Annotated in this window: 22 protein-coding genes and 1 pseudogene; 20 read left to right on the top strand and 3 right to left on the bottom strand. The window is 40.4% G+C overall.

The features are described 5' to 3' along the window. Positions 1-19: 19 nt before the first annotated feature. The 5 genes from DUN60_RS15535 (at position 20) to DUN60_RS15555 (ending at position 7,665) form a co-directional block, all read left to right on the top strand. Positions 20-922, top strand: coding sequence for a serine/threonine protein kinase (locus DUN60_RS15535; protein WP_114634250.1), 903 nt, complete (start codon positions 20-22; stop codon positions 920-922). 133 nt (positions 923-1,055) lie between these two features. Beyond that, on the top strand, positions 1,056-3,173 hold the full coding sequence (locus DUN60_RS15540; protein ID WP_114634251.1) for a YjbH domain-containing protein: 2,118 nt from the start codon (positions 1,056-1,058) through the stop codon (positions 3,171-3,173). 492 nt (positions 3,174-3,665) lie between these two features. After that, positions 3,666-4,799, top strand: a complete 1,134-nt coding sequence (locus tag DUN60_RS15545; RefSeq protein WP_114634252.1) for a polysaccharide export protein — start codon at positions 3,666-3,668, stop codon at positions 4,797-4,799. Positions 4,800-4,882: 83 nt separating this feature from the next. Continuing rightward, positions 4,883-5,323, top strand: a complete 441-nt coding sequence (locus tag DUN60_RS15550; RefSeq protein ID WP_114634253.1) for a low molecular weight protein-tyrosine-phosphatase — start codon at positions 4,883-4,885, stop codon at positions 5,321-5,323. A gap of 170 nt (positions 5,324-5,493) precedes the next feature. Next, a complete protein-coding gene (locus tag DUN60_RS15555; protein WP_114634254.1) occupies positions 5,494-7,665 on the top strand; it encodes a polysaccharide biosynthesis tyrosine autokinase in 2,172 nt (723 codons plus the stop codon). Positions 7,666-8,055: 390 nt separating this feature from the next. On the opposite strand, the gene DUN60_RS15560 is transcribed toward DUN60_RS15555, so the two are convergent. From DUN60_RS15560 to DUN60_RS15570, 3 genes and pseudogenes are all read right to left on the bottom strand, one after another. After that, the gene (locus tag DUN60_RS15560; RefSeq protein WP_114634328.1) at positions 8,056-8,391 is read right to left on the bottom strand and encodes a hypothetical protein; all 336 of its coding nucleotides are present in this window, start codon (positions 8,389-8,391) and stop codon (positions 8,056-8,058) included. 133 nt (positions 8,392-8,524) lie between these two features. Beyond that, a complete protein-coding gene (locus DUN60_RS15565) occupies positions 8,525-9,034 on the bottom strand; it encodes an N-acetylmuramoyl-L-alanine amidase (RefSeq protein WP_114634255.1) in 510 nt (169 codons plus the stop codon). A 29-nt stretch (positions 9,035-9,063) separates the two neighbouring features. Continuing rightward, positions 9,064-9,638: pseudogene (locus DUN60_RS15570) on the bottom strand (hypothetical protein). 320 nt (positions 9,639-9,958) lie between these two features. Here DUN60_RS15570 and DUN60_RS15575 point away from each other — a divergent pair. From DUN60_RS15575 to DUN60_RS15645, 15 genes are all read left to right on the top strand, one after another. Beyond that, a complete protein-coding gene (locus tag DUN60_RS15575; RefSeq protein WP_114634256.1) occupies positions 9,959-11,260 on the top strand; it encodes a helix-turn-helix domain-containing protein in 1,302 nt (433 codons plus the stop codon). Between the two features lie 161 nt (positions 11,261-11,421). Then, positions 11,422-11,742 (top strand): hypothetical protein, encoded by a 321-nt coding sequence (locus tag DUN60_RS15580; RefSeq protein ID WP_114634257.1) that lies wholly within the window; start codon positions 11,422-11,424, stop codon positions 11,740-11,742. 370 nt (positions 11,743-12,112) lie between these two features. Further along, entirely contained in the window at positions 12,113-12,910 is a 798-nt protein-coding gene (gene kdsA, locus DUN60_RS15585; protein WP_114634258.1) for a 3-deoxy-8-phosphooctulonate synthase, read from the top strand. Between the two features lie 2 nt (positions 12,911-12,912). Next, positions 12,913-13,476 carry a KdsC family phosphatase gene (locus DUN60_RS15590; protein ID WP_114634259.1) on the top strand — a complete coding sequence of 188 codons (564 nt, stop codon included), beginning with the start codon at positions 12,913-12,915 and terminating at the stop codon, positions 13,474-13,476. Continuing rightward, a complete protein-coding gene (gene kdsB / locus DUN60_RS15595) occupies positions 13,473-14,222 on the top strand; it encodes a 3-deoxy-manno-octulosonate cytidylyltransferase (RefSeq protein ID WP_114634260.1) in 750 nt (249 codons plus the stop codon). The genes DUN60_RS15590 and kdsB overlap by 4 nt, the downstream gene beginning before the upstream one ends. Before the next feature lies 1 nt (position 14,223). After that, on the top strand, positions 14,224-15,150 hold the full coding sequence (locus DUN60_RS15600; protein WP_114634261.1) for a KpsF/GutQ family sugar-phosphate isomerase: 927 nt from the start codon (positions 14,224-14,226) through the stop codon (positions 15,148-15,150). Next, positions 15,147-16,604, top strand: a complete 1,458-nt coding sequence (locus DUN60_RS15605; RefSeq protein WP_114634262.1) for a flippase — start codon at positions 15,147-15,149, stop codon at positions 16,602-16,604. The genes DUN60_RS15600 and DUN60_RS15605 overlap by 4 nt, the downstream gene beginning before the upstream one ends. 155 nt (positions 16,605-16,759) lie before the next feature. Beyond that, complete coding sequence (locus tag DUN60_RS15610; RefSeq protein ID WP_162808225.1) at positions 16,760-17,938, top strand: capsular polysaccharide export protein, LipB/KpsS family; 1,179 nt, start codon at positions 16,760-16,762, stop codon at positions 17,936-17,938. Between the two features lie 44 nt (positions 17,939-17,982). Next, a complete protein-coding gene (locus DUN60_RS15615) occupies positions 17,983-19,104 on the top strand; it encodes an O-antigen ligase family protein (RefSeq protein ID WP_162808226.1) in 1,122 nt (373 codons plus the stop codon). Then, the gene (locus DUN60_RS15620; RefSeq protein ID WP_114634265.1) at positions 19,070-20,050 is read left to right on the top strand and encodes a WaaS/CpsH family glycosyltransferase; all 981 of its coding nucleotides are present in this window, start codon (positions 19,070-19,072) and stop codon (positions 20,048-20,050) included. Before DUN60_RS15615 ends, DUN60_RS15620 begins: the two co-directional genes overlap by 35 nt. 79 nt (positions 20,051-20,129) lie before the next feature. Then, complete coding sequence (locus DUN60_RS15625; RefSeq protein ID WP_114634266.1) at positions 20,130-21,251, top strand: glycosyltransferase; 1,122 nt, start codon at positions 20,130-20,132, stop codon at positions 21,249-21,251. Positions 21,252-21,261: 10 nt separating this feature from the next. Beyond that, a complete protein-coding gene (locus tag DUN60_RS15630) occupies positions 21,262-22,299 on the top strand; it encodes a polysaccharide biosynthesis protein (RefSeq protein ID WP_114634267.1) in 1,038 nt (345 codons plus the stop codon). Next, on the top strand, positions 22,300-23,403 hold the full coding sequence (wbjC, locus tag DUN60_RS15635) for a UDP-2-acetamido-2,6-beta-L-arabino-hexul-4-ose reductase (RefSeq protein ID WP_114634268.1): 1,104 nt from the start codon (positions 22,300-22,302) through the stop codon (positions 23,401-23,403). A 17-nt stretch (positions 23,404-23,420) separates the two neighbouring features. Continuing rightward, positions 23,421-24,551 (top strand): non-hydrolyzing UDP-N-acetylglucosamine 2-epimerase, encoded by a 1,131-nt coding sequence (gene wecB, locus DUN60_RS15640; RefSeq protein WP_114634269.1) that lies wholly within the window; start codon positions 23,421-23,423, stop codon positions 24,549-24,551. Continuing rightward, positions 24,551-25,753: a glycosyltransferase family 4 protein gene (locus DUN60_RS15645; RefSeq protein WP_114634270.1), complete on the top strand. Its 1,203-nt coding sequence runs from the start codon at positions 24,551-24,553 to the stop codon at positions 25,751-25,753. The genes wecB and DUN60_RS15645 overlap by 1 nt, the downstream gene beginning before the upstream one ends. Positions 25,754-25,972 lie beyond the last annotated feature (219 nt).

The raw sequence follows: 25,972 nt of genomic DNA on the forward strand, positions 1-25,972 counted from the left end.
TCATTTTTAGGGATAAATTGTGAAATATAAAATTTTAGCGTTATCAGTCGTTGGTGCAATCCTTGGTGGTTGTGGCAGTGACAACAACAACAGCGTGCCACCGGAACAAGCGTACCGTAACATCATGGCTTTCGACCCTGCAGTTATGGGTATGAAAGGCACATTCAGCTGTGATGATGGAACAACGGGCACTTTAAAGGCAACTAACTTTTATGGTGTTTCTGAAGTAACCGAGCTTACCGTTTTTAACAAGCCTGAAACTTGTGCGTTTACATATAACGCAACACCAGGCGCCAAAGATGTTTCTAACGGCAAAGACATGAGCAAGGTGAGCTACAAGTTTCCTAAAGGCCTAGCGAATCTCGATGACCTCATCACCTCTTCTCCAATCTCAACCCTGATTGAGAAGGAACTAGGTGGTGCTGTTTATAACGAAGCAACAGGTATTCAAATCTTGAACGACCTTGGTTTGGGTAATTTGTTGAACAACGCTAGCGTTACTAGTGTTGCTGACTTCTTACGTCGTACTGAAGAGGTGATTAAGACTCTTCCTGCATCTGAAGCTAGCCTAGTTTCAGCAACAGCAGCGGTATTATCAGACGTACTTGTGGTAAGCCCTAACGCAACAGCTAATGAACTGGCTGCAGCGACGGATTCAATTACAAAAGAAGTGATTGCAAGCTACCCTGACTACCCTAAAGCTCCTGGTGGTGATACAGTTTTCTTGGATCTAACTGAAGATCCGACGTTCATTGAAGATGTTGTGGCTGACCCAACAGCTCCTGTCGTTATTCCACCTTCAGCAGAAAAACCAGCAGTTCCTGTTCCAAACCCAGATGATGGCACTAACCCACCAACTGGTGGTACTGGTGGTACTGGCGGTACTGGCGGTGGCGGTAACGGCGGTGGTACTGGCGGCTAATTTAAGCATCAATTATAAAGGCACCACACGGTGCCTTTTTTACATGCTGTTACTATCAAGCTCTGTCACCATTAAACGTAGTCACTAACAAAAATAGTCACTGTCAAATACGGTTAAAACCTATTGTATCCCAATGAAAATACTCAGTTATTCTAAAAATACATCTCTCATAGCATCTCTTGGCGCATTAGCTATCGCTTCTAATGTCTACGCCGTCGATAACTTGATGTCGTCCCAAAGTTATACCGGCGCAATCATTGTGCCTAATGCTCAAGTGATGGACACTGGAGACATCTCTTACCTTTATGGCCAAGGCGTGCCATATAGGGGAAAAACCAGTGAGTTAGATAACATATTATTTAGCGTTGGTTTATTCGATGGGTTTGAGGCTGCGGGTCGAATTGTCACCAAAACTTACGATTGTCACCTTTACCCAAATGTACCGAACTACAACCCGAATTGTGGCAACGGTATTCGTGATTTGTCGGCATCGTTTAAATACCAGCTTCCTTTCGTTAAAGATTGGACTGGGTTTGATTTTGCCATCGGTGTTCAAGATTTAGGTGGCGCGGCCAGCAACTTTGAAACCTACTACGCGGTAGCTGATTTTGAGCCTGACTTTGTCCCAGCAAGGTTTAGTGCCGGTTACGGTAAATCAGAAGTGAGCCATGGCGTTCTGAACGGGCCTTTTGCCAGTTTAGAATATCAGCCACTGGATTTTGTTCAGCTGATTGCAGAGCACGACTCCCACCAATTTAATGCTGGCTTGAAGGTGTTTACACCAGAAAACTATTTGCCACTTGATACTCAGTTATCTTTCCAATACCAGTTTTATACCAGTGGTAATGCCGATATAGACATTTGGTCGGTGGCGGCATCAACCCCCTTAATGGGATTCTCTGAGTCTCGCCGAGTGAATGAGTTAACCCTAGAAGACAAGATCGCAGTAGAACAAGCGCATCATAAATTTGCCGGTATGGTTCAACTTAAAAAAGCACTGGTTGATGAAGGCTTTCTTAACGTTAGAATTTCTGCGGATGATATTGGTTTAAACGTTGCTCTGGAAAACAGACGCTATAATCGTAACCAAGTCGATGGTGTTGGTGTTGCTCTGGGTATCATATCTTCCTACGTGGGTGAAGGGATGCTGCAAGACCTCGGGGTTAAAAATTACCAACAACAAAACATTCGCTTGTTTAACTTGGTGAATGACATTCCGATGATGGAAATGATCACCAGTGCGCCATGTTACCGTGAATTTGTAAAAACGGGTGAACCTTGCAAAACCCTTCTTGTGCGTACTTCTGATGTGAAAAAGAGTTATGCAAAAGCGAACTTTGATAAAGAGGTGGCTCGTTCTGGCTTTGGTCGTACGCAGGTGATTGTTTCTCCAGCCTTGTATCACAATACCGCCACAGAATACGGTGTATTTGACTACTCTTTAGCGCTTGCCACTAACCTGTATACACCTCTTTGGAAGGGCGCTGCGTTGGATGTTCGACACGTCATGCCACTGGCAGAGAGTGACGACTTCGAAGACGGCGAAATTTGGGGTGACAATGCCTTTGAAAATGAAGTCGATAGGATTCTTTTCCACCAAGCATTCCAATTGCCTTACAACCTCACGACTCAATTCTCATTCGGACAAGTTTACGGAAACTTCTTAGGCTTTGTGAACGAAACACAGTATACAAGCAATAGTGGCCGACATATTCTAGGGTCTGAATTCGCTAACTTTTCTGCTCAAGATAAGTACGACTCAAGAGGGAAGGCTATCTTAGATGCGACCCCGATGATTGGTCACTACACCTACTCAAGGCCTGATTGGAATTGGCAAGGTAAAGTGCAAGCTGGTCAGTTTTGGAAAGGCGATGAAGGGGTACGCGTGACCACCAGTCATTGGCTGGGTGATGTGAGAGTTGATGCTTCATACCAAACCACCAAAGCAGTCGGTAGCAGTGAAGCTGAAGATTTTGTGACTCTTTCTATCGCGATTCCGCTGACACTATGGCGTGATATGAGCCCTGACTACGTTCAATTGCGTGGTATCGACCAGTTTGTTTACGCACTTCAAACTCGTGTTGGTGATAGTCACAACAATATAGGCGAAGGCTTGGGCGTCGATACTGGCTTACAGCACAATATTGAAAGGCAGTACTTCAACCGTAACCGCATCGGTGCTAGTTACTACTATGAAAACAGACAGCGCTTACGCAATGCTTACCTAAAATATTTAGAAGCAGTAAAATAATTTAGCGTAACATCTAAAATTAAGAGCCAACATCTCATGTGTTGGCTCTTTTTGGGCTCTTGCTCTTCGTTTACTCGTATCTCGCTACTCTCATCTACTCTCATCTTTTCGCATCTCGTTCACTCGAATCTCTCGTCTGCTCTTGAGCTCTTCGATACTCGCTTACCCGCATCTCGATACTGCTCTTATCTGCTCCTAAACCATTCAACTAGGTTGATAATAAACACAAATTGTGGATAATGTTTACGGATTAAAATGACCGGATGCAAGCATAGTTTTTGCTGCGTTTGGTATTGACTACGCAGTGTGGTGTCGCGGACGATCAAAGGGCGGTAGCGTCTCGATTTTTCGATGCCAAATGAGAGCTGGATCTTGTTATTTCTCCACTTCAGCTCTATTTGAAGCTGTGTAGCTGATAAAATTACTCGCTTAACTTCCTTTGGGTGTCCTTTGGGGTATCACAACACATTCCGTTTCTATGACTTGGTAAACATGAAGATCAATAAAAATCGTCTCCTTTTCGCGCTTATACCTGCATTGCTTGTAGGGTGTACGACTCCAGGTACTCACCTGTCTACCGGTGGTAAGAATGTGATTCAGCCTTCTGAGGAACAACAAGAGTCTGATATTTCTGAAGTGGTGAATGTTTATCCGTTGACTGCACAGTTAGTATCGACTTACCAAACCAGTACATTGTCGGTGTCACAAGCCAACCCTGAACTCGACGTAGACATCGCAAAGTATGAATACCAAGTGGGTGTCGGTGATATCTTAAACATCACGATCTGGGATCATCCAGAGCTGACCATACCGGCGGGTTCTTACCGTAGCAGCACAGAAGCGGGTAACTGGGTTCATGCCGATGGCACCATTTTCTATCCGTACATTGGTACCGTCGAAGTGGCAGGCAAAACGGTACGTGAAGTGCGTACTGATATTGCAAATCGCTTAGCAAAGTACATCGAAAGTCCTCAAGTTGATGTGAACGTAGCGGCTTTCCGCTCTAAGAAAACTTATATTACTGGTGAAGTGTCTAAACCTGGCCAGCAGCCAATCACCAACATCCCTTTAACGTTACTGGATGCCGTGAACCGTTCGGGCGGTTTATCTGAAGATGCGGATTGGCGTAATGTTTCTTTAACCCGCAATGGCGTGGAAGAAAACCTTTCGCTTTATGGTTTAATGCAACGTGGTGACCTAACCCAAAACCGCTTGCTGCAAGCGGGTGATATTGTTCACGTGCCTCGTAACGACAACCAAAAAGTGTTCGTGATGGGTGAGGTGAACGATCCTCAACTACTCAAGATTGATAGAGTGGGGATGAGCCTAACCGAAGCACTCAGCAACGTAGGTGGCATCAACCAACTGACTGCAGATGCGACAGGTGTGTTTGTGATTCGTACTTCGGATGATAAATCAGAACGTATGGCGGATATCTACCAACTGAATATGGAAGACGCCTCAGCCCTAGTCATTGGCACCGAGTTTGATTTAAAACCTTACGATATTGTTTACGTTACCGCCGCGCCAATCAGCCGCTGGAACCGTGTTATTGGTCAGCTTGTACCGACCATTTCTGGCTTCAACGACCTAACCGAAGGCATGTTGCGCGTTCGTAATTGGTAATTAGTCAGATTGATAATCAGGTTGCATGTTGCGTGTGACCTGATTTTTTTATGCTTGTAGGCCCAATACAATTAGAGACAATTATGTTTAATAAAATTTTAGTGGTCTGTGTAGGTAACATTTGTCGTTCCCCGACTGGAGAGCGCGTTCTTCAAAAATTGCTACCGAACAAAGAGGTAGCCTCTGCTGGCATCGCTGCTGAGAAAAGCCGTTTAATTGGTAAGCCAGCAGACGACACTGCGATTTTAATTGCCGCTGAAAATGGTGTCGATGTTGATAATCATCAGTCGCAGCAAGTTACACCACAGCTTTGTGCTCAGTATGATTTGATATTGGTGATGGAGAAGGGTCATATGGAGGCGCTCACTCAAATTTCACCGGAAGCGCGTGGTAAAACCATGCTGTTTGGTCAGTGGATTGGCCAAAAAGACATTCCAGATCCGCACCGTCAAAGCCGTGAAGCGTTTGAATATGCTTATAAGTTGATTGACGAAGCCGCACTGGCTTGGGTAAAAAAACTGTAGGTTTAAATGCAGTAGATTTTAGATGCAGTAGATTTTAAATAGACAGCTTTTTAAATGTCATGCTCTACACGTAGGCGTGGCTAAGCCAGCAACAGAATCATATAAAAGAGAAGTACGCGGAGCGTATATATCGTCTCTTAAATAGCAATAATTTAGGAAGTAGCAATCTGATGACAACACAACCATCTCAGCAATCACACACAGATAACTCTGATGAGATAGATTTAGGAAAACTGCTTGGCATCTTATTAGATGCTAAATGGCTAATCATGCTCACCACATTTGCTTTTGCTGTGTTTGGTATTGCGTTTGCCCTGCTTTCAACACCGATATACAAAGCCGATGCACTGATCCAAATTGAAGAGAAGAGCTCTGGCGGTATTTCATCAATGGTTGGTGACATGGGGGAGTTGTTCTCTCAGGAGTCTTCTGCAACGACAGAAGTGGAGATCATCAAATCGCGTATGATCTTGGGCGAAACCGTTGATAAATTCAATTTAACCACCGTAACCTCTCCAAACTATGCACCCATCGTCGGTAAAGGCTTTGCTCGTTTAACCGGTGACATCAACCACATTGTGGTGAGCCGTTTTACCTTGCCAAGCTATGCGAGCGAATACGCACATACGATTCAGATTGTTGATGCCGAGCAAGGCACTTACCAACTGGTGCGTGACGATGAGCGCGTTATCTTGCAAGGCAAAGTGGGCGAGCTAGCAACTTCTGATGACTACAGCTTGTTTGTGGCAGGTTTTGAATCACACAATGGTTTCGAATTCTCTATTGGTAAACAAAGCCGACTAGAAGCGATCGAATGGCTAAAGGCTTCTTTGTCTTTGTCTGAGCAAGGCAAGCAAACTGGCATTTTGAAGCTGAGCTTTGAAGGCGAAAACAAACAGCAGATTTCTGAGATCCTTAACCACATTAGTCAAATTTACTTCTTACAAAACGTGAAGCGTAACTCAGCAGAAGCAGAGAAGAGCCTAGAGTTTTTAGAGAGTCACCTTCCGGGTATCAAATCTGAGCTAACTGGCTATGAAGACGTACTAAACAATTACCGCCAAAAGAACGAATCGATCGACTTGGGCTTAGAAGCACAATCAACCTTGAAGGTAATGGTAGAGCTTGAAGCGCAATTGAATGAGCTGACGTTTAAAGAGAGCGAAATCAGCCAACGCTTTACTAAAGATCACCCAGCATACAAAGCCCTGCTTGATAAACGTAAAACGCTATTAGGTGAAAAAGAGCGCCTAAACAAGCAAGTACAAAAACTACCGAAAACCCAACGTGAAGTACTGCGTATGACACGTGATGTTGAAGTAAACCAACAAATCTACATCCAGTTATTAAACAAGGTTCAAGAGCTAAGCATTATTAAAGCGGGCACGGTCGGTAACGTTCGTATCTTAGATGACGCTCAATCTTATGCTCGCGCCGTTAAACCTAAGAAGCCACTGATTGTTGTGTTAGCAACGCTATTGGGTGGCATGTTAAGTGTCGCGTTTGTATTGGTTAAAGCGGCGTTCCACCGTGGTGTGGAAAGCCCAGACCAAATTGAACAAATTGGCCTGCCGGTTTACGCCGCGGTACCAAAATCTGATTTACAGATTGAGCTAACCAACCGCTTTAAATCGAAGAAGCAGCAAACCAAGGGGACTCAAGCACTGCTTGCCGAATCGAACCCTGCTGATCTTTCTGTTGAAGCACTGCGTGGCCTTCGTACCAGTTTGCACTTTGCGATGCTAGAAGCGAAAAATAACGTCTTGATGATCTCTGGCCCAGCGCCGGGTATTGGTAAATCATTCATCTCGACCAACTTTGCCGCAGTAGCCGCAAAAACTGGCCAAAAAGTGCTGTTGATTGATGCCGATATGCGTAAAGGTTACTTACAACAAAGCTTTGGTGTGAACTGGGACAACGGACTTTCTGATGTATTGAGTGGCAAACAAGAGTTCGCTCAATCAGTAAAAGCAACACCAGTAGAAAACCTCGACATTATTACTCGCGGCCAAGTGCCACCTAACCCATCTGAGTTGCTGATGCACCCACGCTTTGCAGAGCTAATGGAATGGGCATCAAAAGAGTATGACTTGGTGATTGTCGATACCCCGCCAGTACTCGCTGTAACCGACCCAAGCATTGTGGGTGCCTTTGCGGGTACCACATTAATGGTTGCTCGTTACGGCCAAAACACCATTAAAGAGATCGACGTCGCTCGTAACCGCTTCGAACAATCTGGCATCGAAGTGAAAGGCGTTATCTTCAACGCCATCGAGAAGAAAGCATCAAGTTCGTATGGCTACGGTTACTACAACTACGCATATTCGAGCGACAAGAAGTAAAGCTAAAGAGCAGTAACGAGATGCGAGTAATCGGGTAAACGAAGAGCAGAAAGGCAGATACGAGATTCGAAAAGCGCCACTCGAATCCGCTCTTCATCTGTTCGTTACTCGTTTACCCGCTACCCGTATCTGCTCTTAAGCTCTTCGCATCCTGTTTACTCGCTACCCGTACCTGCTTTTATGCTCTTCGCATCCCGTTTACCCGTTACCCTCATCTGCTCTTTTAGCTCTTCGCATCCCGTTTACTCGTTACTCGTATCTACTCTTTTAGCTCTTCGCATCTCGTTTACCCGTTACTCGCATCTGCTCTCTAGCTTTTCGCATCCCGTTTACCCGATACCCGCATCTGCTCTTTTAGCTCTTCGCATCCCGTTTACTCGTTACTCGTATCTACTTCTTTATAACCCCTCCCGTTAAATACAATCCAATTGCCGCTAACACCGGATAACCAAACGCTTCATTGGTCATTTCCCCCAACGGTTTCCAATCGTAGCCGTGCATACAACCCAGAATCACCATCACATGCAGTGCCACATAAGGAATGGTGAACAACAACACAATGTAGCGTTGTACCAACTTAAAAGGTTCATACGCTTTAAGCAGTGCCAGCTTGTGCTTCGCTTTTTCTTCATTAGTAAAAAACATCGCATCTCCTGTGTTGGTGAGTGCATCTAACCCTTTGCTAATGGAAGACTGGCTCCCGAATATTCTCCCGAACAATGTCATACTGCTCCTTGGTTTATTGATTGGCTTTGACCGCATATATAGCCTTTGGACTGTATAACCCTCTCGCTCTTCATCTCTGCTTTTCCGCTCTCCTGCTTTTCGCATCTCGTTCATTCGCATCCCGTATCTGCTCTTAAGCTCTTAAAGCCACAACCGGACACGCCTTATTTACCCCCCAATCCTTATGCCCCTTAACATTCTCATCTGAAATCAAGAACTGCTCTTGCAAGGCCGCCATCAAACCAAACAGCGCCTTGCGCTGCGCAAGTGTGAAGTTATCTTCCGGTTGCAGCTCGGCATTACAGCCACCTACCATACAAATTCCAATATTGCCCTTGTTGTGTCCTTTCACATGCGCGCCGGTTTGTGACAGTGGCCTACCAAGTTCGACATCGCCATTGCGACGAATGACAAAGTGATACCCCACATCGCGCCAGCCTCTCTTTTTATGCCATCGACGAATCTCGGCTACGTCTACATCTTGCTGTGGTGGCGTGGCGCTGCAATGCACCGTAATAAATGAGAATGCCGGGCAATGAGGTAAACGGAGTAAAACCGAAACGAGACTGAAGGAATAGGGCGCGAGTGAGAAACAAGGCTCTAACGAAGGACTTCGCTCTTCCGCGCTAGCTCGCTCTTGCAAACAGGTCGGCTCTTGTAAAGCAGGCGCTTCTAATGGCTAGTGTGGAACTCGATCAGTTGCTGGTGGAGTGTTTGACAAAATAAATCCTCGTGTTGTTGTAACCAAGTGATTAAAGACGTGGATAACGATTCTTTTAAATTAGGGTGCAGTGCAGTGCAGTGCAGTGCAGTGCGATGTGTTGTCGTAAACTGGCGGCGACCGTTTTTGCATAGCCAGAGTGGTGGCTGACATAACGTAAATACATCACGTAATAACCCAGTGGCTGCCTACGTCGTGCTCGGCTGATCATCCAACAAGTATCCTCATAACTGGGATCTTCAAGGTGCCGGCTTTCGAAACAAGCATCTTCAAAGTGCAGGTCTTCAAAACAATCACCTTCAAAATATAGGCCTCCAAGACTGTCATTTTCGGAGCGGTCTAGTTCTTCATTAGGCCAATCGTCATAAACCTTGTTTTTATAACCCCCAGCTTCACTGTGCTCGTCGCAATATTTGTCATCACACAACAGTGGTTGGCGCGACTGGTTGAGGGAATAAGGTCGGCATTCGATGCTCGTCAGTCCGGGTTGGTACGCTGAAATAAAAAGAGAAACTATCGCCTTCATTAAGCACCTTATTGCTGTATGGGGAGATCAATGTACTTCAAGAATCTTGATTGGGGTTGGCGGCAATAATGTGAAAATGGAGGAACACAAAAAAGTGAGAGGTGCTTCGAAGGTAATCATCCTAAGTAGTGTTCTTGTTGCATAACAGTGAGAGGGCATAGGAAAAACACTTTTTGTTACTTTTTATCTCGCCTCACCTTCGCCCCCAAAGCACCAAAAAGTGTTGTTAATGCCCTTTGTATCAATGGTTATGCATATCTATGAGCCTTTATAGCGAGAACCAGGCAAATAGATAGACCCATTAACAAGGAGCGTTATTCATGTGTGTTTCCCTAATTCTTTCTTTCATCCCATTAAAAACCGGATCGCCAATTAGTAAATTGGTGTTATTAAAATTGGCCGATAACGCAGACGCACGTGGCGTGTGTTTTCCATCCTTAAATTACTTAGCGCAATATTGTGAAGTGTCGGTAAGAACCGTTAAACGGCACGTTAACGAGCTAGAAAGGCAAGGGTTTGTGAAGCGGATAAAGCGGTTTGACGATTTAGGGCGCCAGCGCAGCAATATATATCAGCTACGCCTACCCAGCGACAGCCACATTCAGCAGGCCGATCTAGACCAAGCAACCAGAGATCTAGATCAAAACGACAGAGATCTCTGCCAAGAAGACAAAGACCTAGACCAAAACCAAAACGAACAGACCGACCTAGATCAAGTGGATAGGGAACAAGCGGATAGGGATCAAGCCAGTCTTGATGAAACAGCCTTCGATGAAATAAGCCTCGAGAAAATAGACATTAATAAAACAGATCAACATAAATCGAATTTCAATACCAACTCGCCAAACCTGCCTATAAGTGACCATTCAGACACTCACCAGGGTGACTCAAGATCCAACACGGAGAGTGATCGTCCGGCACACATAATCTTTCATAAAGAACATAAAACAGAGTTGAACTTGAAAAACGGCATCTCAGATGGCGCCGATGCTCTTAATACCCCAAACAGTTCTGAAGAACCTGACACCTCCACCTTCACCTCCAAACCCAAAAGTAAAACCAAGAACGAAGCTGTGATTGACCTGCTCACCAAGGAGGGTTGCGCACCGATTTATAATGAGTTCTACGAAATATTAAAACGCACCTACCCAAAGTTAGATGTGCTGCAAGAGCTGCATGCTATGCAAGCTTGGTTATACATCAACCCCGATAAGCGCAAACCCTTTGAGCACATTGGCCACTTTGTTAATGGTTGGCTGAGAAGAAGTGCTCAAGCCCAAACCAAACGAGGTTTAACGCCTGCTTTTAAGAAAACAAGAGGCCCTAAGCCAACCCAAGCGTCTAAACAAAAAAGAACCGTTAAGCCCGCCAACTCGATCAAAGCCCTTGGTTCAATAGCCGCTGCTGGGCCAACAAACACAGATAAACTGACAGTAGATCTACACCACGCACACTCAATCCCAAATGACCAAGCAGAAAGCAAATCGCTAGAACCAAAACAAACCACACCGGTCACTCAGGCCCTCGCAGATTACAAAGCCAAAAGCACCACTAACCCGTTTGAAGAGCGCATCAAGGCCCTAATTCAATCGAAATCGCCCGGCACGGATTCTAAGCCGTAACCATCACCTGTTTACAGGTTAAGCGCCTACTTAGGTAAACCCACAGCTCAATTGAAGAAACAGACTAACCAAAAGCTTAGGCCGGCCAAAAAAGTAAATCAGTAGCTAAAACACAGACAAAAAACGTCAAGAGAGAAAAGTAGAATTAGGGAGAGGGCAACATGGACGATAACAGCCTAAAAAAACTGACAACGGAAGAAAAGGTAACCATTTTAGCAAAAGAGGTAGCACGGGTTGAAGGGCGCATCGGCGAGTTCTTAGGCTTGCTTGTTAACCACTACCCACAAGGGCTAACACGCACTGAAATTAAAGAACTCTTAGTAGTAAACAACAACCCGAGCTTCGTATCTTTGTACCGCAACTGCAATATTTTCATTGATATAGAAAAGCGCTACTGCGACGCAGCACAAGAAAATCGGTACTACATAGGGACTCAGTACCTGCAAGACGTACAATGCTTTCGCTGGGTAAATGCTTGGTAAGATGTTCGACCAGAAAGAGTGAATTTCAAACTGGTTAATATGCACTTACTTTGCTAGAATGCGCTGCGTATTTAAAAACGTATGACAACCGCATAAAGCGAACAAATTGTCACTATTGCCTTTAGGAGCCAAACCTAAGGGCGGTAGCATATCTAAATTCAGCTCGTTAGCAAGTAATAGCAACTCAAAAAGGGCTACTAGCTGTAAAAAGACTGTTTTTGCGGCTTATTGGGGCGGTTTTTAAAAAGATAGCAAAATCTAGGTTTTATAAGGGATAGCCTGCAACGGGGTGTCTCAAAATGAATAAAACGTATCTCAGAAAATTATAAATGGCTGAGGTGTAAAGTTACTCAAATTAATGGATGATGACATGTTCTTAATTGCAGGTCCTTGTGTTATTGAATCTGAACAATTGGTTCTAGATACATTTGGCAGATTACAAGAAATTACAAACAAACTTGGTATTGAATATATTGCTAAGTCCTCTTTTACCAAAGCTAACCGTTCATCTGCTTCTGCTTTTGCTGGCCCAGGCCTTGAGGAAGGATTAAAAATTCTTGAAAAAGCCAAAGATCAGTTGGGTGTGAGAATTATCACAGATGTCCATGATGATACTCCTTTGGATGAGGTTGCTTCAGTCGTTGATGTTTTACAAACTCCAGCTTTCCTTGTTCGTCAAACTGGCTTTATTCAGCGAGTGGCTTCAATGGGGAAACCTGTAAATATTAAAAAAGGTCAATGGATGCATCCATCAGACATGGCTCCGGTCGTTGAAAAGTGCCGTGCTGTTGGCAATGATGACATATGGCTATGTGATCGTGGTACTAGCTTTGGTTTTGGTCAGCTAATTAACTATATGCCAGGTTTAACGATCATGAAAGAAACAGGGTGTAAGGTTGTAATGGATGCAACCCATAGCGTTCAAATGCCAGGTACACTGAATGGTTCAACTGGCGGTAACCGTTACCACGTCCCGGCTATTGCAAGAGCAGCAGTAGCCGTTGGTATTGATGGCTTGTTCATGGAAACTCACCCGGATCCAGATAAAGCATTGTGTGACGGCCCAAATATGTTACCACTGAAACATATGGAAGAGCTATTAGAGACTTTACTTGAGATTGATGAAGTCGTTCATCATCGTGCTTTTATCGAATCTAAATTGGTCTAATTATGTTGGATAAACAGGTCTGTAATAATATCAAAATGGTTTTGCTTGATGTTGATGGTGTAATGACTGATGGGACCATCTATATGTCAGAGTCCTGCGAATTCATTAAGGCATTTAATGTAAAAGATGGGCTGGCGATTGAACTGCTGCGAGTGAACGGGATTAAATCGGGAGTTATTTCTGGTAAAGCAAGTCCTGCTTTAACAAATCGTTGCCAGCAGCTTGGTTTTGATGTTATCGAGACTGGATGTAAGAATAAGCTGCCTAAACTGAATGAAATTTGTACTCGTTTTAATATTGCGTCAGATGAAATAGCTTTTTGTGGTGATGATGTTCTGGATTTACCTATTATGGAAAGATGTGGTTTATCTGTCGCACCAGAAGATGCTCATAAACTGGTCTTAGATCAAGTTGATTGGGTGTCTGAACACAAAGGTGGCTTTGGAATGGTCAGAGATTTTGTGGATCAGTTACTGCTTAGCCAAAGCGGACTTGAGTTAAAGGAATTATATCAACCGCTACTGGATAAAATTGCTTTAGATGATTTTAAAGGAGTAGAGCAATGAGCAGTGTAGTAAAAGTTGTGATACCCGCTAGGTTTAATTCTTCTCGTCTCCCCGGAAAACCCTTGCTTCAATTATGTGGAAAACCAATCTTTTGGCATGTGTTCCAACGAGTCTTTGAGGCAGGAGTCCCATCCGAAGATATTGTAGTAGCAACAGATGATGAGCGCATATATTCAAAAGCAATTGAGTTGACAATACCTTGCGTGATGACTGCAGTGGGGCACCTCAGTGGTACTGATAGATTAAATGAGGTTGCGAGTAAACTAAACTGGCTTGATGATACACTCATCATTAATGTTCAGGGAGATGAACCGTTAATCCCTAGCCAACTCATACAGCAACTCATTACATTCACTTATGAAAAACCTATGTTTGACATTACGACTGTAGTGTCACCGATCCAATCTATCAAAGATGTAATGAACATCAGTATTGTCAAGGTAGCTATGGGGAGTAATGGGCGGGCGATTTATTTCTCTCGCTCACCAATTCCTTTTAACCGTGATGACCCCTCGTCAATTGAATCAGTTTATCGTCATATTGGAATATATGCTTACTCAGTTAAGATTCTTCGACAATTTTGTCAATATTCAGAGTCTATCCTAGAAAATATGGAAAAGCTTGAGCAGCTACGAGCTTTGAGTCACGGCTTATCAATCGGCGCGACGATTGTTGAACAGGCACCGCCACACGGTATTGATACCGTACAAGATTATGTCAACATTAAACTAATAATGGAAAGCTAATATGTCAGTAATTGATCGCGCTAGAGAAGTTATCAGCACAGAAATTAACGGTTTAGAGTTCATGGCTACAAAGTTAGGAGAATCTTTTGAAGAAGCTGTCGAAGTAATTCTAAGTACGAAAGGGCGTACCATTATTTGTGGCATGGGTAAGTCTGGTATTATTGGAAAGAAAATTGCTGCTTCGTTTGCAAGTACAGGGACCGCTGGCTTTTTTATGCACCCCGGTGAAGCGTTCCACGGTGACCTAGGTATGGTGAAGCCAGAAGATGTCTTTATTGCTATTTCGAATTCTGGCGAAACGGAGGAAGTCTTAAGGCTAATTCCTTTCTTGCGTGATAATGGTAACTTTATCATTTCTATGACTGGTTGTACGGGGTCAACATTGGCGAAGAATTCTCAATGCCACTTAGATATTTCTGTACCTAAAGAAGCATGCTTTCTTCAATTAGCTCCTACATCATCAACAACCGCTGCACTTGTTATGGGGGATGCTTTAACAGTCGCTTTAATGGAAGAACGCCATTTTAAACCTGAAAACTTTGCGAGGTTTCATCCTGGAGGCGCACTTGGGAAAAGGCTTTTAAGTAGAGTTAAAGATGAAATGACCCCCTTTCCTTTACCCATAGTTGAGGAGGATTCAAGTTTTCAAGAAGTTGTCAATATGATTTCTCAAGGTATGCTAGGGATATGTATTGTTCAAAACCAAGATAAGCTAGGTATAATTACAGACGGTGATATCAGAAGAGCTATGGAAAGTTATGGGCGCAATGTCTTTGATTTAACTGCAAATAATATAGTATCAAAGATGCCATATTATGTAGATCAATCCGAAATGATGGGCGTCGCCCTAGAGTTGATGGATGATAGAAGAATAAGTGCCCTGCTGGTAAAACATGATGATAAGTTAGTCGGAATACTGAAGAAATGACCTCCAATAACTTATTTGAGCTTCACAAGTTGAAAAATCTTTTATTTAATGGTTGTTACTACCTACTAAATGTTCTTTTTCCACTATTAACTTATCCGCATGTTGCAAGGGTACTTGGTGTTGATAATATTGGTTTAGGTAATTTAGCCATTAGTTTAGGTACCTACTTTGCGACGATAGCGTCTTTAGGTATTCCAATATATGGTATACGTGAAGTTGCTAAGTGTAGAGAGGACAAAGCTAAGCTCTCATTTTTGGTTAGTGAGCTTATTATAATAAATACAATTGGAGTCTTGATTTCAGTTGTGATATATACAGCATTAATATTGTATGTCGATATATTTAGAGAGAATCTGTATATATATATTTTGGCTGGCTTGAATTTGTTATTTAGTTTTTTTCAAATCGATTGGTTATTTCAAGGAGTTGAAAAGTTCAAAACATTGATGGTTAGGAACTTTATCGTAAAACTAGTATCTTTGATTATGGTATATAATCTAATATCACAACCAAATGATGTAAATGAATATGTTTTCATTAGTGTATTAGGGTTGAGTTTAGCTAATGTTATCAATATTCTAGAGTCTCGGAAATTCGTAAAGTTGACACTTTCTAATGTAGATATCAAACGTCATATTAAGTCAATAATGTTCTTTTCATCCACTCGTCTAGTCTCTACCGTATATACGGTATTAGATAGTGTGATCCTTGGGCTTTTAACTAATAATTATTTCGTTGGTTTATATAGTACTGCCGTTAGGCTTGTTCGAGTTGTTGTTGCGATAATTTCATCAGTGACTATGGTTTTTTTTGCTGACACCGCTAGGCAAGGTTCTGATGATAACGAAAAGGTTAATCTTAATCGACTTACTGACTTATTTGTTTTTATATTTTCAATATGTACGCCCATTGCAGGTTTTTTAGTTATTTTCGCTGATGTAATTGTTCTTTCATTTGCTGGTGCGGATTTTGTAGATGCTGGTGAAACATTAAAAATATTATCTCTTCTAGTTATGATATCAATAGGAACTAACTTCCTTGGTATGCAAGTTCTATATGCTCGTAACTTAGAAAAATATGTACTTCAGTCTTTAATTGTGGGTGCAATTATTTGTATTGTTCTTAATCTAATTCTTACGTCAACATATAAGCACAATGGTGCCGCATATAGTACTGTCTTAGCTGAAACTGGGATTCTCCTTTATCAAATTATTATTATTAAGACTAGAAAATTACCAGTTTTCTCAAACCTGCTAAGTAAGATGAAAAAAGCTATAATAGCTATCATGTTATATTTTTTGAGTATAATCATTATTCATAATAGCTTAATAATAGAAAACGAATTTAAATTTTTGTTTTTTATATCTGGATATTCATTAGTGTCATATCCGTTGATCTTATTTTTAGTTCGTGAACCTATATTTATGAAGATTATAGAGAATATTAAGAAATGAAAATAATCACAGTAACTTACTTCTATGATTTTGCAAGATACTTTGCCTTCTTAGAAGATAATATATCTAAATCCCACAACGAAACGGAATTTTTTAATGTAAGCATGTATCCTTGTGCTCATAGGTATTGGCGGAAGAATAATAGGCACTCAGTTATGGCAGCATTTGTGCCAGAAGTAGAGGGTGGCTATTCTCTTGAAAATGATCTTGGGCTTGTTGAAAAATTAATGTCATTTAATAAAAAATCTTATGAACTTTATGATAGAACTGAAGATACTAAGCTAAAGAAAGTAGCAATAAAATACTTAAATTACTTTGATTATTTATTTAAGCATGAGAACTTTGATTTTTTAATTGTCTCTGGAGAGTCAAGGCTGATTCCATCCATAATAATACATTTAGCGAAATTTTATGGTGTGAAAATTATATATTTTGAACAGGGGCCTTTCGGAAAAACTATTATTGATTACAAAGGTGTAAATGCTAATATTAGTTTTTGTCCTAGTTTTAAACCTCTTAATAAAGATAAGTACAAATCACTTTTTAACTTTATTAATGATTTTGAAAATAAAAACGAAAAATTTTGGTCTGTTGAAAAGCTTGGAATAGTCGATAAGGTCTATAGGTTTTTCACGGTGTTACTTATGTTTCAACCAAGGTTACTAACTTTTATACTCCCAAGTGATTTAGGGTTGGGACAATATTTATTCAAAGGATATATTGAACCGAAATTTAAACGTTTATCTATAAAAAACAAAAAAAAGTCGGAAAGTGAAAAGCATGCAGAGGTAGAGCATAACATTGAACCTTATATTGGACTTTATCTCCAAGTCCCCGTCGATGCACAGTTAATTGAACATTCACCTCATTATAAATGCTTTTACGAAATGGTTAGTGACGTAATTAAAGTTAAACCTAACGGGTATAGTCTTTATATAAGAGAACATCCACAATACCTAGGAAAGTATGATCGAAGAATTTATGATTTAGTTTCCAAGCACGATGATGTTTTACTTCAGAATGACGTAGATCTAAATAGAATGATCAATGGATCCTCTTGTTCTATTCTTAATAACTCGGCTGTTGGTATTGAGTCGCTATTACTTGGTGTAAATGTTGTTTGTTTAGGTGAGGCATATTATTCTCACAGAGGGATAACATACGATTATAATGGCGAATTAGAATCATTAAAGGATAATATTATTTCTGCTGTCGAAAATAAATTAGAAAAAGAAAAAGTGGAATCATTTATGTATGAATTTGTTTTTGATTATCTTCAAAATGGACATTTTCAAGACCTAAAGCTTCAATATCCTAATATCAACTTGATTTAAACGATATGCAGTTAGCTATTTTATTTTTTTCATTTTCGATCCTGATGTCTTCAGGTACGTATATTTCGATAGAGTTCAAAGAGCTTATTAATGCTCTAGTCGTAATATCGTCGATGTTACTTGTCGCATTTACACTGAGAGATAAATTTACCGATAAAAATCAAAATATTGGTAAGGTAACGTCTTTTTTTATTTATATGGCATTTCTGATTTTAACAATGATTGTGGCTTTTGTCAGGTTTGATACCGCGGACTTAGTACCAAGCCAATTAATTTTCATTGCTAAAATGCTAGTATTTTTTTTGGTATTATGGTTGTTAGGTGAATCTAGATATAGTATTTTAGAATATATTTCTCAGATTATTTTTGTTTTTAGTTGCCTTTCGCTAGTTTTACTTACACTTAGGTATACCTTTGGTACAGACTTTTTGCCTATGTATCAAGTTGGTTTGGTTAAAACTAGTTTTTTATCTACCTATTTTGGTACAGATATTGGTTTTTCCAACGTAGTAAGAAATTCTTCTATTTTTTACGAACCGGGTTTGTTTTCCGTAATGTTATCCTTTTCTTTCTATTACTTTTTCACTAAAGAAGGGTTTTCCAATAGGTGTAAATTACTCTATATTTCCGCTATCTCGACGATATCTCCTGTAGGTTTTTTACTCATCAGTTTATTATTGATTGTTTTCTATTGGAATAGAAGTATTATATTAAGAGTGTTGGTTATCGTTTCTTCTGCGTTTGTAGTGTGGTTTGTAATAGAATTTTATTATATTAAGTTAGATAGTGTTTCTTTTTTATATAGAGTCGAAGATATTAAAGTTGGATTAAAAGTTTTCATCGATAATGTTTTTTTTGGTGTTGGAATATTTAATGATAATTTAATAAGTGAACACTTCTTAAATAGATATGGAAACACTAGAAGTAGCAGCAACGGATTACTAACTCTATTATATCAAACAGGTATTATTTACTCTGTTATATACTTTTATTTTATATGCAGGTCTGTCAAGTGTTATTTTTCAAATGGTTATTTTTTAGCTTTGGTATTGATTACCTTTATTTTGATATTTCAACCAATACAATACTCAAACTTGTTAATATTGCTGTTTATTATGGGGCATTTTATAGATGATAAAAAAAAGTATTCTTCTGATCGCGCCTAGTACTTATGGATTTTATAGTCATATAAAGGTAGCGCTTTCAAAACTTAATTTTGATGTACATTTTATTGATGAAAGTATTTATCCTAGTCGTTCGTTGATTGGTAAAATAATGTTGAAGTTGCCTAGGGGAGTTCAAGAACGATTACATTCAGTTTTTCTCTATAGAAAAATTAAAAAAATTGAGTGCGATTTTGTGATTGTAATTCGTGGTGAGTATATTACATCAGATTTAATTGAATTAATGAAAGATATTTATTCACAGTCGAAGTTTATTATGTATCAATGGGATTTCAAAAAAAACCTACCACTTTTAAGCGATCAGATACCTTATTTTGATATTATTTACAGTTTTGACAAGAACGATAGCGATAAATACTCATTCAAACATAAACCACTTTTTTATAATTCTTTTCACGAGCAAGCTGCTATATCTAACGAGAGATACCTTTTTAATTTTATTGGGACTGACCACTCTGATAGAAATGAGGTATTATCTCGATTCTTGCGAGAAAATGAAGTATGTCCAGGGAAGGTTTTCCTACATCTTTATCGCCCGATAAGGTCCATTATTTTAAATTCTATTAAAATGCCTGCATTCCTTTTTAATCGAGATCTTAGTATTTATAAATACTATCCGCTAAGTGAGATTGAAACAATTCGAGCTATGTCTGAATCTAAGATCATAATTGATATTACGCAACCTGGGCAGGGTGGATTGACGATGAGAACTCTTGAGGCTTTAGGGTTAAGAAAAAAGCTTGTGACAACGAATAGAGACATTGTAAATTATGATTTTTATCACCCTAATAATATCTATATTATTGATCGAGACAACTTAAAGGTTCCTGAATCATTTATAGATGACGATTATGTAGAGTTAAATGAGGATGTATATGATCGTTATCATGTTGATAGTTGGGTGAAAGAATTTGTAGAAACTAACTAAAGAAGTAATTAGTTGCCTCAGTTAATCAATAAGATTAACTGAGGCATGATGTAAAAACGATAGTAGGTATATGTAATACGTGAAAATATTAATTAATGCATCGAATCTCCATGTTGGTGGTGGAGTTCAGGTCGCAGCATCATTCGTTAATGAACTATCGCTAATTTTAGCTAAGAAAGAATCATTAGGAAATAAATACTTCTCTGTAGATATAATAGCATCAACTTCAGTTAATAATAGTTTAGGTATTAGCTTCAACTCAAGATGTTTTGATGAGTATAGTGTTTTGGACTCATATGGTTTTAATATAAATAAGAATATAAAGTTAATTTTTAAGCGTGATTATGATGTGGTGTTTAATGTATTTGGTCCTGTGTATTACAATTTTAGTCGAACCCAAGTTGTTACTGGTTTTGCACAAGCTTGGATCGCCTATCCAAATAATTTAGCTTATAATAAAGTCGACTTGTTTACTAAATTAAGATTAAAACTGTCATTTATAATTAAAGAACTATATTTTAAAAGAAGCAACAAATTGATAGTTGAAGCTAGCCATATTAAAACTGCATTAGTTAATAAAGGGTATTCTGGGAAAAATATCGAAGTAGTTCCCAATGCTGTATCTTCTTTATATGATGATAAAAACGTATGGAAAAGTATAGATTTTAATAAAACTGAAAAGTTTACTCTGGGTTTTTTGGGTAGAAACTATTCACATAAAAATATTGCTATACTTAAAGAAGTAAATACGATTTTGAATTGTGAATTTAATGTGGAATGTGATTTTATATTTACATTTTCAAGTGAGGAGATGTTAAGTGCTGGATTTGAAGAATTGAGTAACTTTAAATCTGTTGGAGAATTACATGTTGAGCAGTGCCCTAATTTTTACAAAATTATTGATGCATTGATATTTCCAAGTTTGTTAGAGTGTTTTTCATCAACACCTGTAGAGGCGATGATGATGGACACGTTAGTGATTGCTTCAGACTTACCTTTTGTGACAGAAGTTTGTAAAGATAGCGCTCGTTATTTTGATCCAACAGACCCGAGAAGTATAGCGGTTGAAGTAGTTAACGCAATTAACGAACCACATTTAAATTTAGAACTAGTCGAAAAAGCAAGAAGTTATGTTGCTCAACAGTTTACAGCTAAAGAAAGAGCTTGTAACTATCTCAGTATTTTATTAAATAGTAAATAGGTTTGATTGTATGTTTGAAAATAAAGTTTTATTGTTAACTGGCGGTACTGGTTCATTTGGTAATGCAGTGTTGGATCGGTTTTTAGAAACAAATATTAGAGAGATTCGTATATTTTCTCGAGATGAAAAGAAACAAGACGATATGCGAAAGAAATATAATTCATCGAAACTGAAGTTTTATATCGGAGACGTCCGAGACTCACAAAGTATCAACAATGCAATGCGCGGTGTGGATTACGTATATCATGCAGCGGCTCTCAAACAAGTGCCTTCTTGTGAGTTTTATCCTTTAGAAGCCGTAAAAACAAATGTTTTGGGTACTGAAAATGTTTTGGAAGCTGCGATTCAAAATAACGTAGAGCGTGTGGTTTGCCTGAGCACCGATAAAGCTGTATACCCAATTAACGCCATGGGCATTTCTAAGGCGATGATGGAAAAAGTGATTGTTGCAAAGAGTCGCAATTTAGAGCATACGAACACAACGATTTGTGCTACTCGCTATGGTAACGTAATGGCGTCTCGTGGTTCGGTAATTCCACTGTTTCTTCGCCAAGTCTTTAGCGGTGAACCAATTACGATTACAGACCCAAGCATGACTCGTTTTATGATGACACTTGATGATGCGGTAGATCTAGTGATTCACGCCTTTGAACACGGCTCTAACGGTGATATTTTCGTCCAAAAAGCACCCGCAGCCACGATTCAAACACTGGTAAATGCATTGTTAAAAGTTTCTGAGAAGCCTGAACACACTGTCAACGTAATTGGTACTCGTCACGGCGAGAAGTTGTATGAAGCACTTTGCAGTCGCGAAGAGATGTTCGTCGCTCAAGACCAAGGCCAATACTACCGTATCCCGTCGGACAATCGTGACTTGAACTATTCGAAGTTCAATGAGGAAGGTGAACAAGACCTGTCGGCGGTTGAAGATTACAATTCTCATAACACTGACCGTCTGGATACAGATGGCATGGTTGAACTGCTGCGCAAACTGAGTTTCATCCGTGACATTGAAGCGGGTAGCACCGTCGTACCAGAGGGCGTATAAATGAACATTGTAGTTACTGGCGCACAAGGATTTATTGGTAAAAACCTGTGTGTGATGTTGTCAGAAAAAGGATATGACTCTGTTATTCAGATTGATCGAGACACTCCACAAGATGACATTAAAAGGGCACTTGAAAGTGCCGATTTTGTTTACCACCTAGCGGGAATCAATCGCCCTACAAATCAGTCTGAGTTTTCTACAGGTAACGCGGACTTTACCAAATTTGTGGTGAATGAATTAAAAGCTAATGGTCGTAATACGCCCATTATGCTGAGCTCTTCTATACAAGCTAGTTTGGATAACGCTTATGGCGCGAGTAAAGCGCAAGCGGAGGCCTTGTTAGCTGATTATGGTAAAGACACTGATGCGGGTACTTTCATTTATCGTTTCCCTAATGTCTTTGGTAAATGGTGTCGACCAAACTACAACTCATTTGTGGCGACGTTCTGTCACAACATCGTGAACGGCATTGAGATCAACATCCACGACCCTAGTGCTCCAGTCACCTTGGTATATATTGATGACGTGTGTCAGGCGTTAATTACCCTACTCGAAGGCAATGTAGATAGTGGCTTGAAACAAGTTCCGGTGGAATACAACACAACAGTAGGTGAAATTGCCAATCTTCTTAACGCATTCAAAGAGAGTCGCGACAATCTAATCACTGAGCATGTGGGCACAGGCTTAACTCGCGCGTTGTACTCGACTTATTTGAGTTATTTCGAACCGTCTAAATTCCACTACACTTTACCGAAATACGGCGATGAGCGTGGTGTATTCTGTGAAATGCTTAAGACGAAAGAGTCGGGTCAATTCTCATTCTTTACGGCTCACAAAGGCATAACACGTGGTGGTCATTATCATCATTCTAAGAATGAGAAGTTTTTGGTGATTAAAGGTGAGGCCATATTCAAATTTGAGCATGTTGTCACTGGTGAGCGATACGAACTAGCTGTTAACTCTGATGAAGCGACGGTGGTAGAAACGGTACCGGGTTGGAGTCATGACATCACCAACACAGGTGAAGAAGAGTTGATAGTGATGCTGTGGGCGAACGAGATATTCGATAGAGAAGCCCCGGACACGATAGCTAAACCACTGTAATGATTAAGAGAACTATAATGAAGAAATTAAAAGTTATGTCGGTAGTGGGGACCCGTCCTGAGATTATCCGGTTGTCACGTGTATTGGCTAAACTCGATGAGCATTGCGAACACATTTTGGTTCATACTGGTCAAAACTACGATTATGAACTCAATGAAGTTTTCTTCAACGACCTTGGTGTCCGTAAGCCAGATTATTTTTTGAATGCAGCTGGTAAAAATGCAGCAGTGACGATCGGACAAGTCATCATCAAAGTCGATGAAGTATTGGAAGAGGTGGAGCCTAGTGCAATGCTTGTGCTTGGTGATACTAATTCATGCATCTCGGCTATTCCTGCTAAACGTCGTAAGATCCCTATCTTTCATATGGAAGCGGGTAACCGTTGTTTTGACCAACGTGTGCCGGAAGAAACGAATAGAAAGATAGTTGACCACACTGCTGATATCAACCTGACGTACAGCACGATTGCACGAGATTACCTCATTGCGGAAGGTCTGCCTGCGGACCGAGTGATCAAAACGGGTAGTCCTATGTTTGAGGTTCTGAACCATTATATGCCTGAAATCGATGGTTCAGATGTACTTGAACGTTTAGATTTAGAAAAAGGCCAATTCTTCGTAGTTAGCGCACACCGTGAAGAAAATGTGGATTCACCAAAACAGTTGCTGAAACTTGCAGATACGCTGAACACAGTAGCTGAGAAATATAATCTTCCTGTTATTGTGTCGACTCACCCTCGAACGCGTAATCGCATTGAAGCACAAGGGCTAGAGTTCCATCCTAACATTCAACTTCTTAAGCCTCTTGGCTTCCATGATTATAACCATCTGCAAAAGAACGCTAAAGCGGTTCTTTCTGATAGTGGAACAATCAATGAAGAAGCTTCGATCATGAACTTTCCTGCATTGAACTTACGTGAAGCGCACGAACGTCCTGAGGGTATGGAAGAAGCATTTGTCATGATGGTTGGCCTTGATGTTGAACGAGTGTTACAAGGTTTGGCTATATTAGAGTCTCAACCGACGGGTGATGAGCGCTTGCTAAGAGAAGTTTACGATTACTCAATGCCGAACGTCTCCGATAAAGTAGTTCGCATCGTTCATTCTTATACTGACTATGTTAAGCGTGTTGTCTGGAAAGAGTACTAATGAGACTCGCGTTAATCGTTGACGATTATTTGCCCCACAGTACACGTGTTGGGTCAAAGATGATGCATGAACTTGCTCTAGAGTTAATAGCGCAAGGGCATGAAGTCACGGTTGTCACCCCTCACTTTGATAAGGATATGCCAACTCTTATTGAAGAACAATTTGATGGGGTTGCAGTTTGGCGCTTTCTTTCTGGTCAAATAAAGGATGTGCCTAAGGTTAAACGAGCCATCAATGAAACATTGCTTTCCCACAAGGCTTGGAGTGCTATTCAAGGTAAAGTCGGTAAAGATACATTTGATGGGGTTGTTTACTATTCTCCCTCAATTTTTTTCGGGTCATTAGCATCAAAACTGAAAAAGCGCTGCAAGTGTTATAGTTATCTCGTTTTACGTGATTTCTTTCCTCAATGGGCTATTGACTCGGGTTTGATGAAAGAAGGTTCTTTAATTGAGCGTTACTTTAGGTTTTTTGAATCTTTTTCTTATCGCCAAGCCGATACCATTGGCGTTATGTCGGAAAAAAATCTAGAGATATTCAATTCTAATACTGAGTTGCGCTATCCAACCACCATACTGCGAAATTGGGCCAACCTCTCCCCTCATTACCTTCCAGGTAAGGTAAGCAACTTGAGAGAACGATTAGGATTGAATGACGAAGTCATTTATTTTTATGGTGGTAACATCGGTCACGCTCAAGATATGGCGAACTTGATGCGCCTAGCTAAAAGTATGCAATGCTTCGATAAAGCACACTTTCTTTTTCTAGGACAGGGTGATGAAGTCAAGTTAGTGAATGACTTAATGAAAGAGTGGGATTTAACCAATTGCTCTTATCTCCCTTCTGTTTCTCAAGATGAGTTCAAAGATATTCTAGCTCAAGTCGATGTCGGACTCTTTTCTTTATCTGCCCAGCACAGTGCTCATAATTTCCCTGGCAAGCTACTAGGGTATATGGTTCAGTCATTGCCCATCTTAGGTAGTGTGAATAAAGGGAACGACTTAATGGATTTAGTGAATGCAAATCATGCCGGGTTGATTAGTGTTAATGGCGACGATGGTGTTTTCTTTGAAAATGCGAGCAAACTACAAAGTGATGTAGAGTTAAGAAAGAGTATCGGAGATTCAGGCTATCAGTTACTGAAGAAAGAATTTGCAGTAGGGAACATAGCGCGTTCAATCGTTGAGTCGTTGAGTCGTTGAGTCGTTGAGTCTTTCCCAATAGTCTTATGTAAAAGAGAGGATCCTTCGCGATCCTCTTTTTTATAATAAAAACGACAACTTAGTTGGGTGTCCGTCTCAGTGCTGAGACGAAATTGAGACGGTTTACTTTATGTTGATCCTTCCCAATAGGTGAGGACTCTTGGCTTACTAGGGAGCGCTGCCTTCTTTCAGTACCACGCAAGTTCAAAACAGCTTACC

The sequence above is a fragment of the Vibrio splendidus genome (genome assembly GCF_003345295.1).
Taxonomy (GTDB): domain Bacteria; phylum Pseudomonadota; class Gammaproteobacteria; order Enterobacterales; family Vibrionaceae; genus Vibrio; species Vibrio splendidus_K.

Excerpts from the sequence above, each read along its gene's own strand:
- kdsB (WP_114634260.1), top strand. The coding sequence starts at position 13,473 with ATGAGCAGTGTAGTAAAAGTTGTGATACCCGCTAGGTTTAATTCTTCT.
- DUN60_RS15550 (WP_114634253.1), top strand. The coding sequence starts at position 4,883 with ATGTTTAATAAAATTTTAGTGGTCTGTGTAGGTAACATTTGTCGTTCC.
- wecB (WP_114634269.1), top strand. The coding sequence starts at position 23,421 with ATGAAGAAATTAAAAGTTATGTCGGTAGTGGGGACCCGTCCTGAGATT.
- DUN60_RS15605 (WP_114634262.1), top strand. The coding sequence starts at position 15,147 with ATGACCTCCAATAACTTATTTGAGCTTCACAAGTTGAAAAATCTTTTA.
- DUN60_RS15600 (WP_114634261.1), top strand. The coding sequence starts at position 14,224 with ATGTCAGTAATTGATCGCGCTAGAGAAGTTATCAGCACAGAAATTAAC.
- DUN60_RS15645 (WP_114634270.1), top strand. The coding sequence starts at position 24,551 with ATGAGACTCGCGTTAATCGTTGACGATTATTTGCCCCACAGTACACGT.
- DUN60_RS15575 (WP_114634256.1), top strand. The coding sequence starts at position 9,959 with ATGTGTGTTTCCCTAATTCTTTCTTTCATCCCATTAAAAACCGGATCG.
- DUN60_RS15610 (WP_162808225.1), top strand. The coding sequence starts at position 16,760 with ATGGCAGCATTTGTGCCAGAAGTAGAGGGTGGCTATTCTCTTGAAAAT.
- DUN60_RS15560 (WP_114634328.1), bottom strand. The coding sequence starts at position 8,391 with ATGACATTGTTCGGGAGAATATTCGGGAGCCAGTCTTCCATTAGCAAA.
- DUN60_RS15545 (WP_114634252.1), top strand. The coding sequence starts at position 3,666 with ATGAAGATCAATAAAAATCGTCTCCTTTTCGCGCTTATACCTGCATTG.
- DUN60_RS15540 (WP_114634251.1), top strand. The coding sequence starts at position 1,056 with ATGAAAATACTCAGTTATTCTAAAAATACATCTCTCATAGCATCTCTT.
- kdsA (WP_114634258.1), top strand. The coding sequence starts at position 12,113 with ATGTTCTTAATTGCAGGTCCTTGTGTTATTGAATCTGAACAATTGGTT.
- DUN60_RS15580 (WP_114634257.1), top strand. The coding sequence starts at position 11,422 with ATGGACGATAACAGCCTAAAAAAACTGACAACGGAAGAAAAGGTAACC.
- DUN60_RS15590 (WP_114634259.1), top strand. The coding sequence starts at position 12,913 with ATGTTGGATAAACAGGTCTGTAATAATATCAAAATGGTTTTGCTTGAT.
- DUN60_RS15620 (WP_114634265.1), top strand. The coding sequence starts at position 19,070 with ATGATAAAAAAAAGTATTCTTCTGATCGCGCCTAGTACTTATGGATTT.
- DUN60_RS15555 (WP_114634254.1), top strand. The coding sequence starts at position 5,494 with ATGACAACACAACCATCTCAGCAATCACACACAGATAACTCTGATGAG.
- DUN60_RS15630 (WP_114634267.1), top strand. The coding sequence starts at position 21,262 with ATGTTTGAAAATAAAGTTTTATTGTTAACTGGCGGTACTGGTTCATTT.
- wbjC (WP_114634268.1), top strand. The coding sequence starts at position 22,300 with ATGAACATTGTAGTTACTGGCGCACAAGGATTTATTGGTAAAAACCTG.
- DUN60_RS15615 (WP_162808226.1), top strand. The coding sequence starts at position 17,983 with ATGTCTTCAGGTACGTATATTTCGATAGAGTTCAAAGAGCTTATTAAT.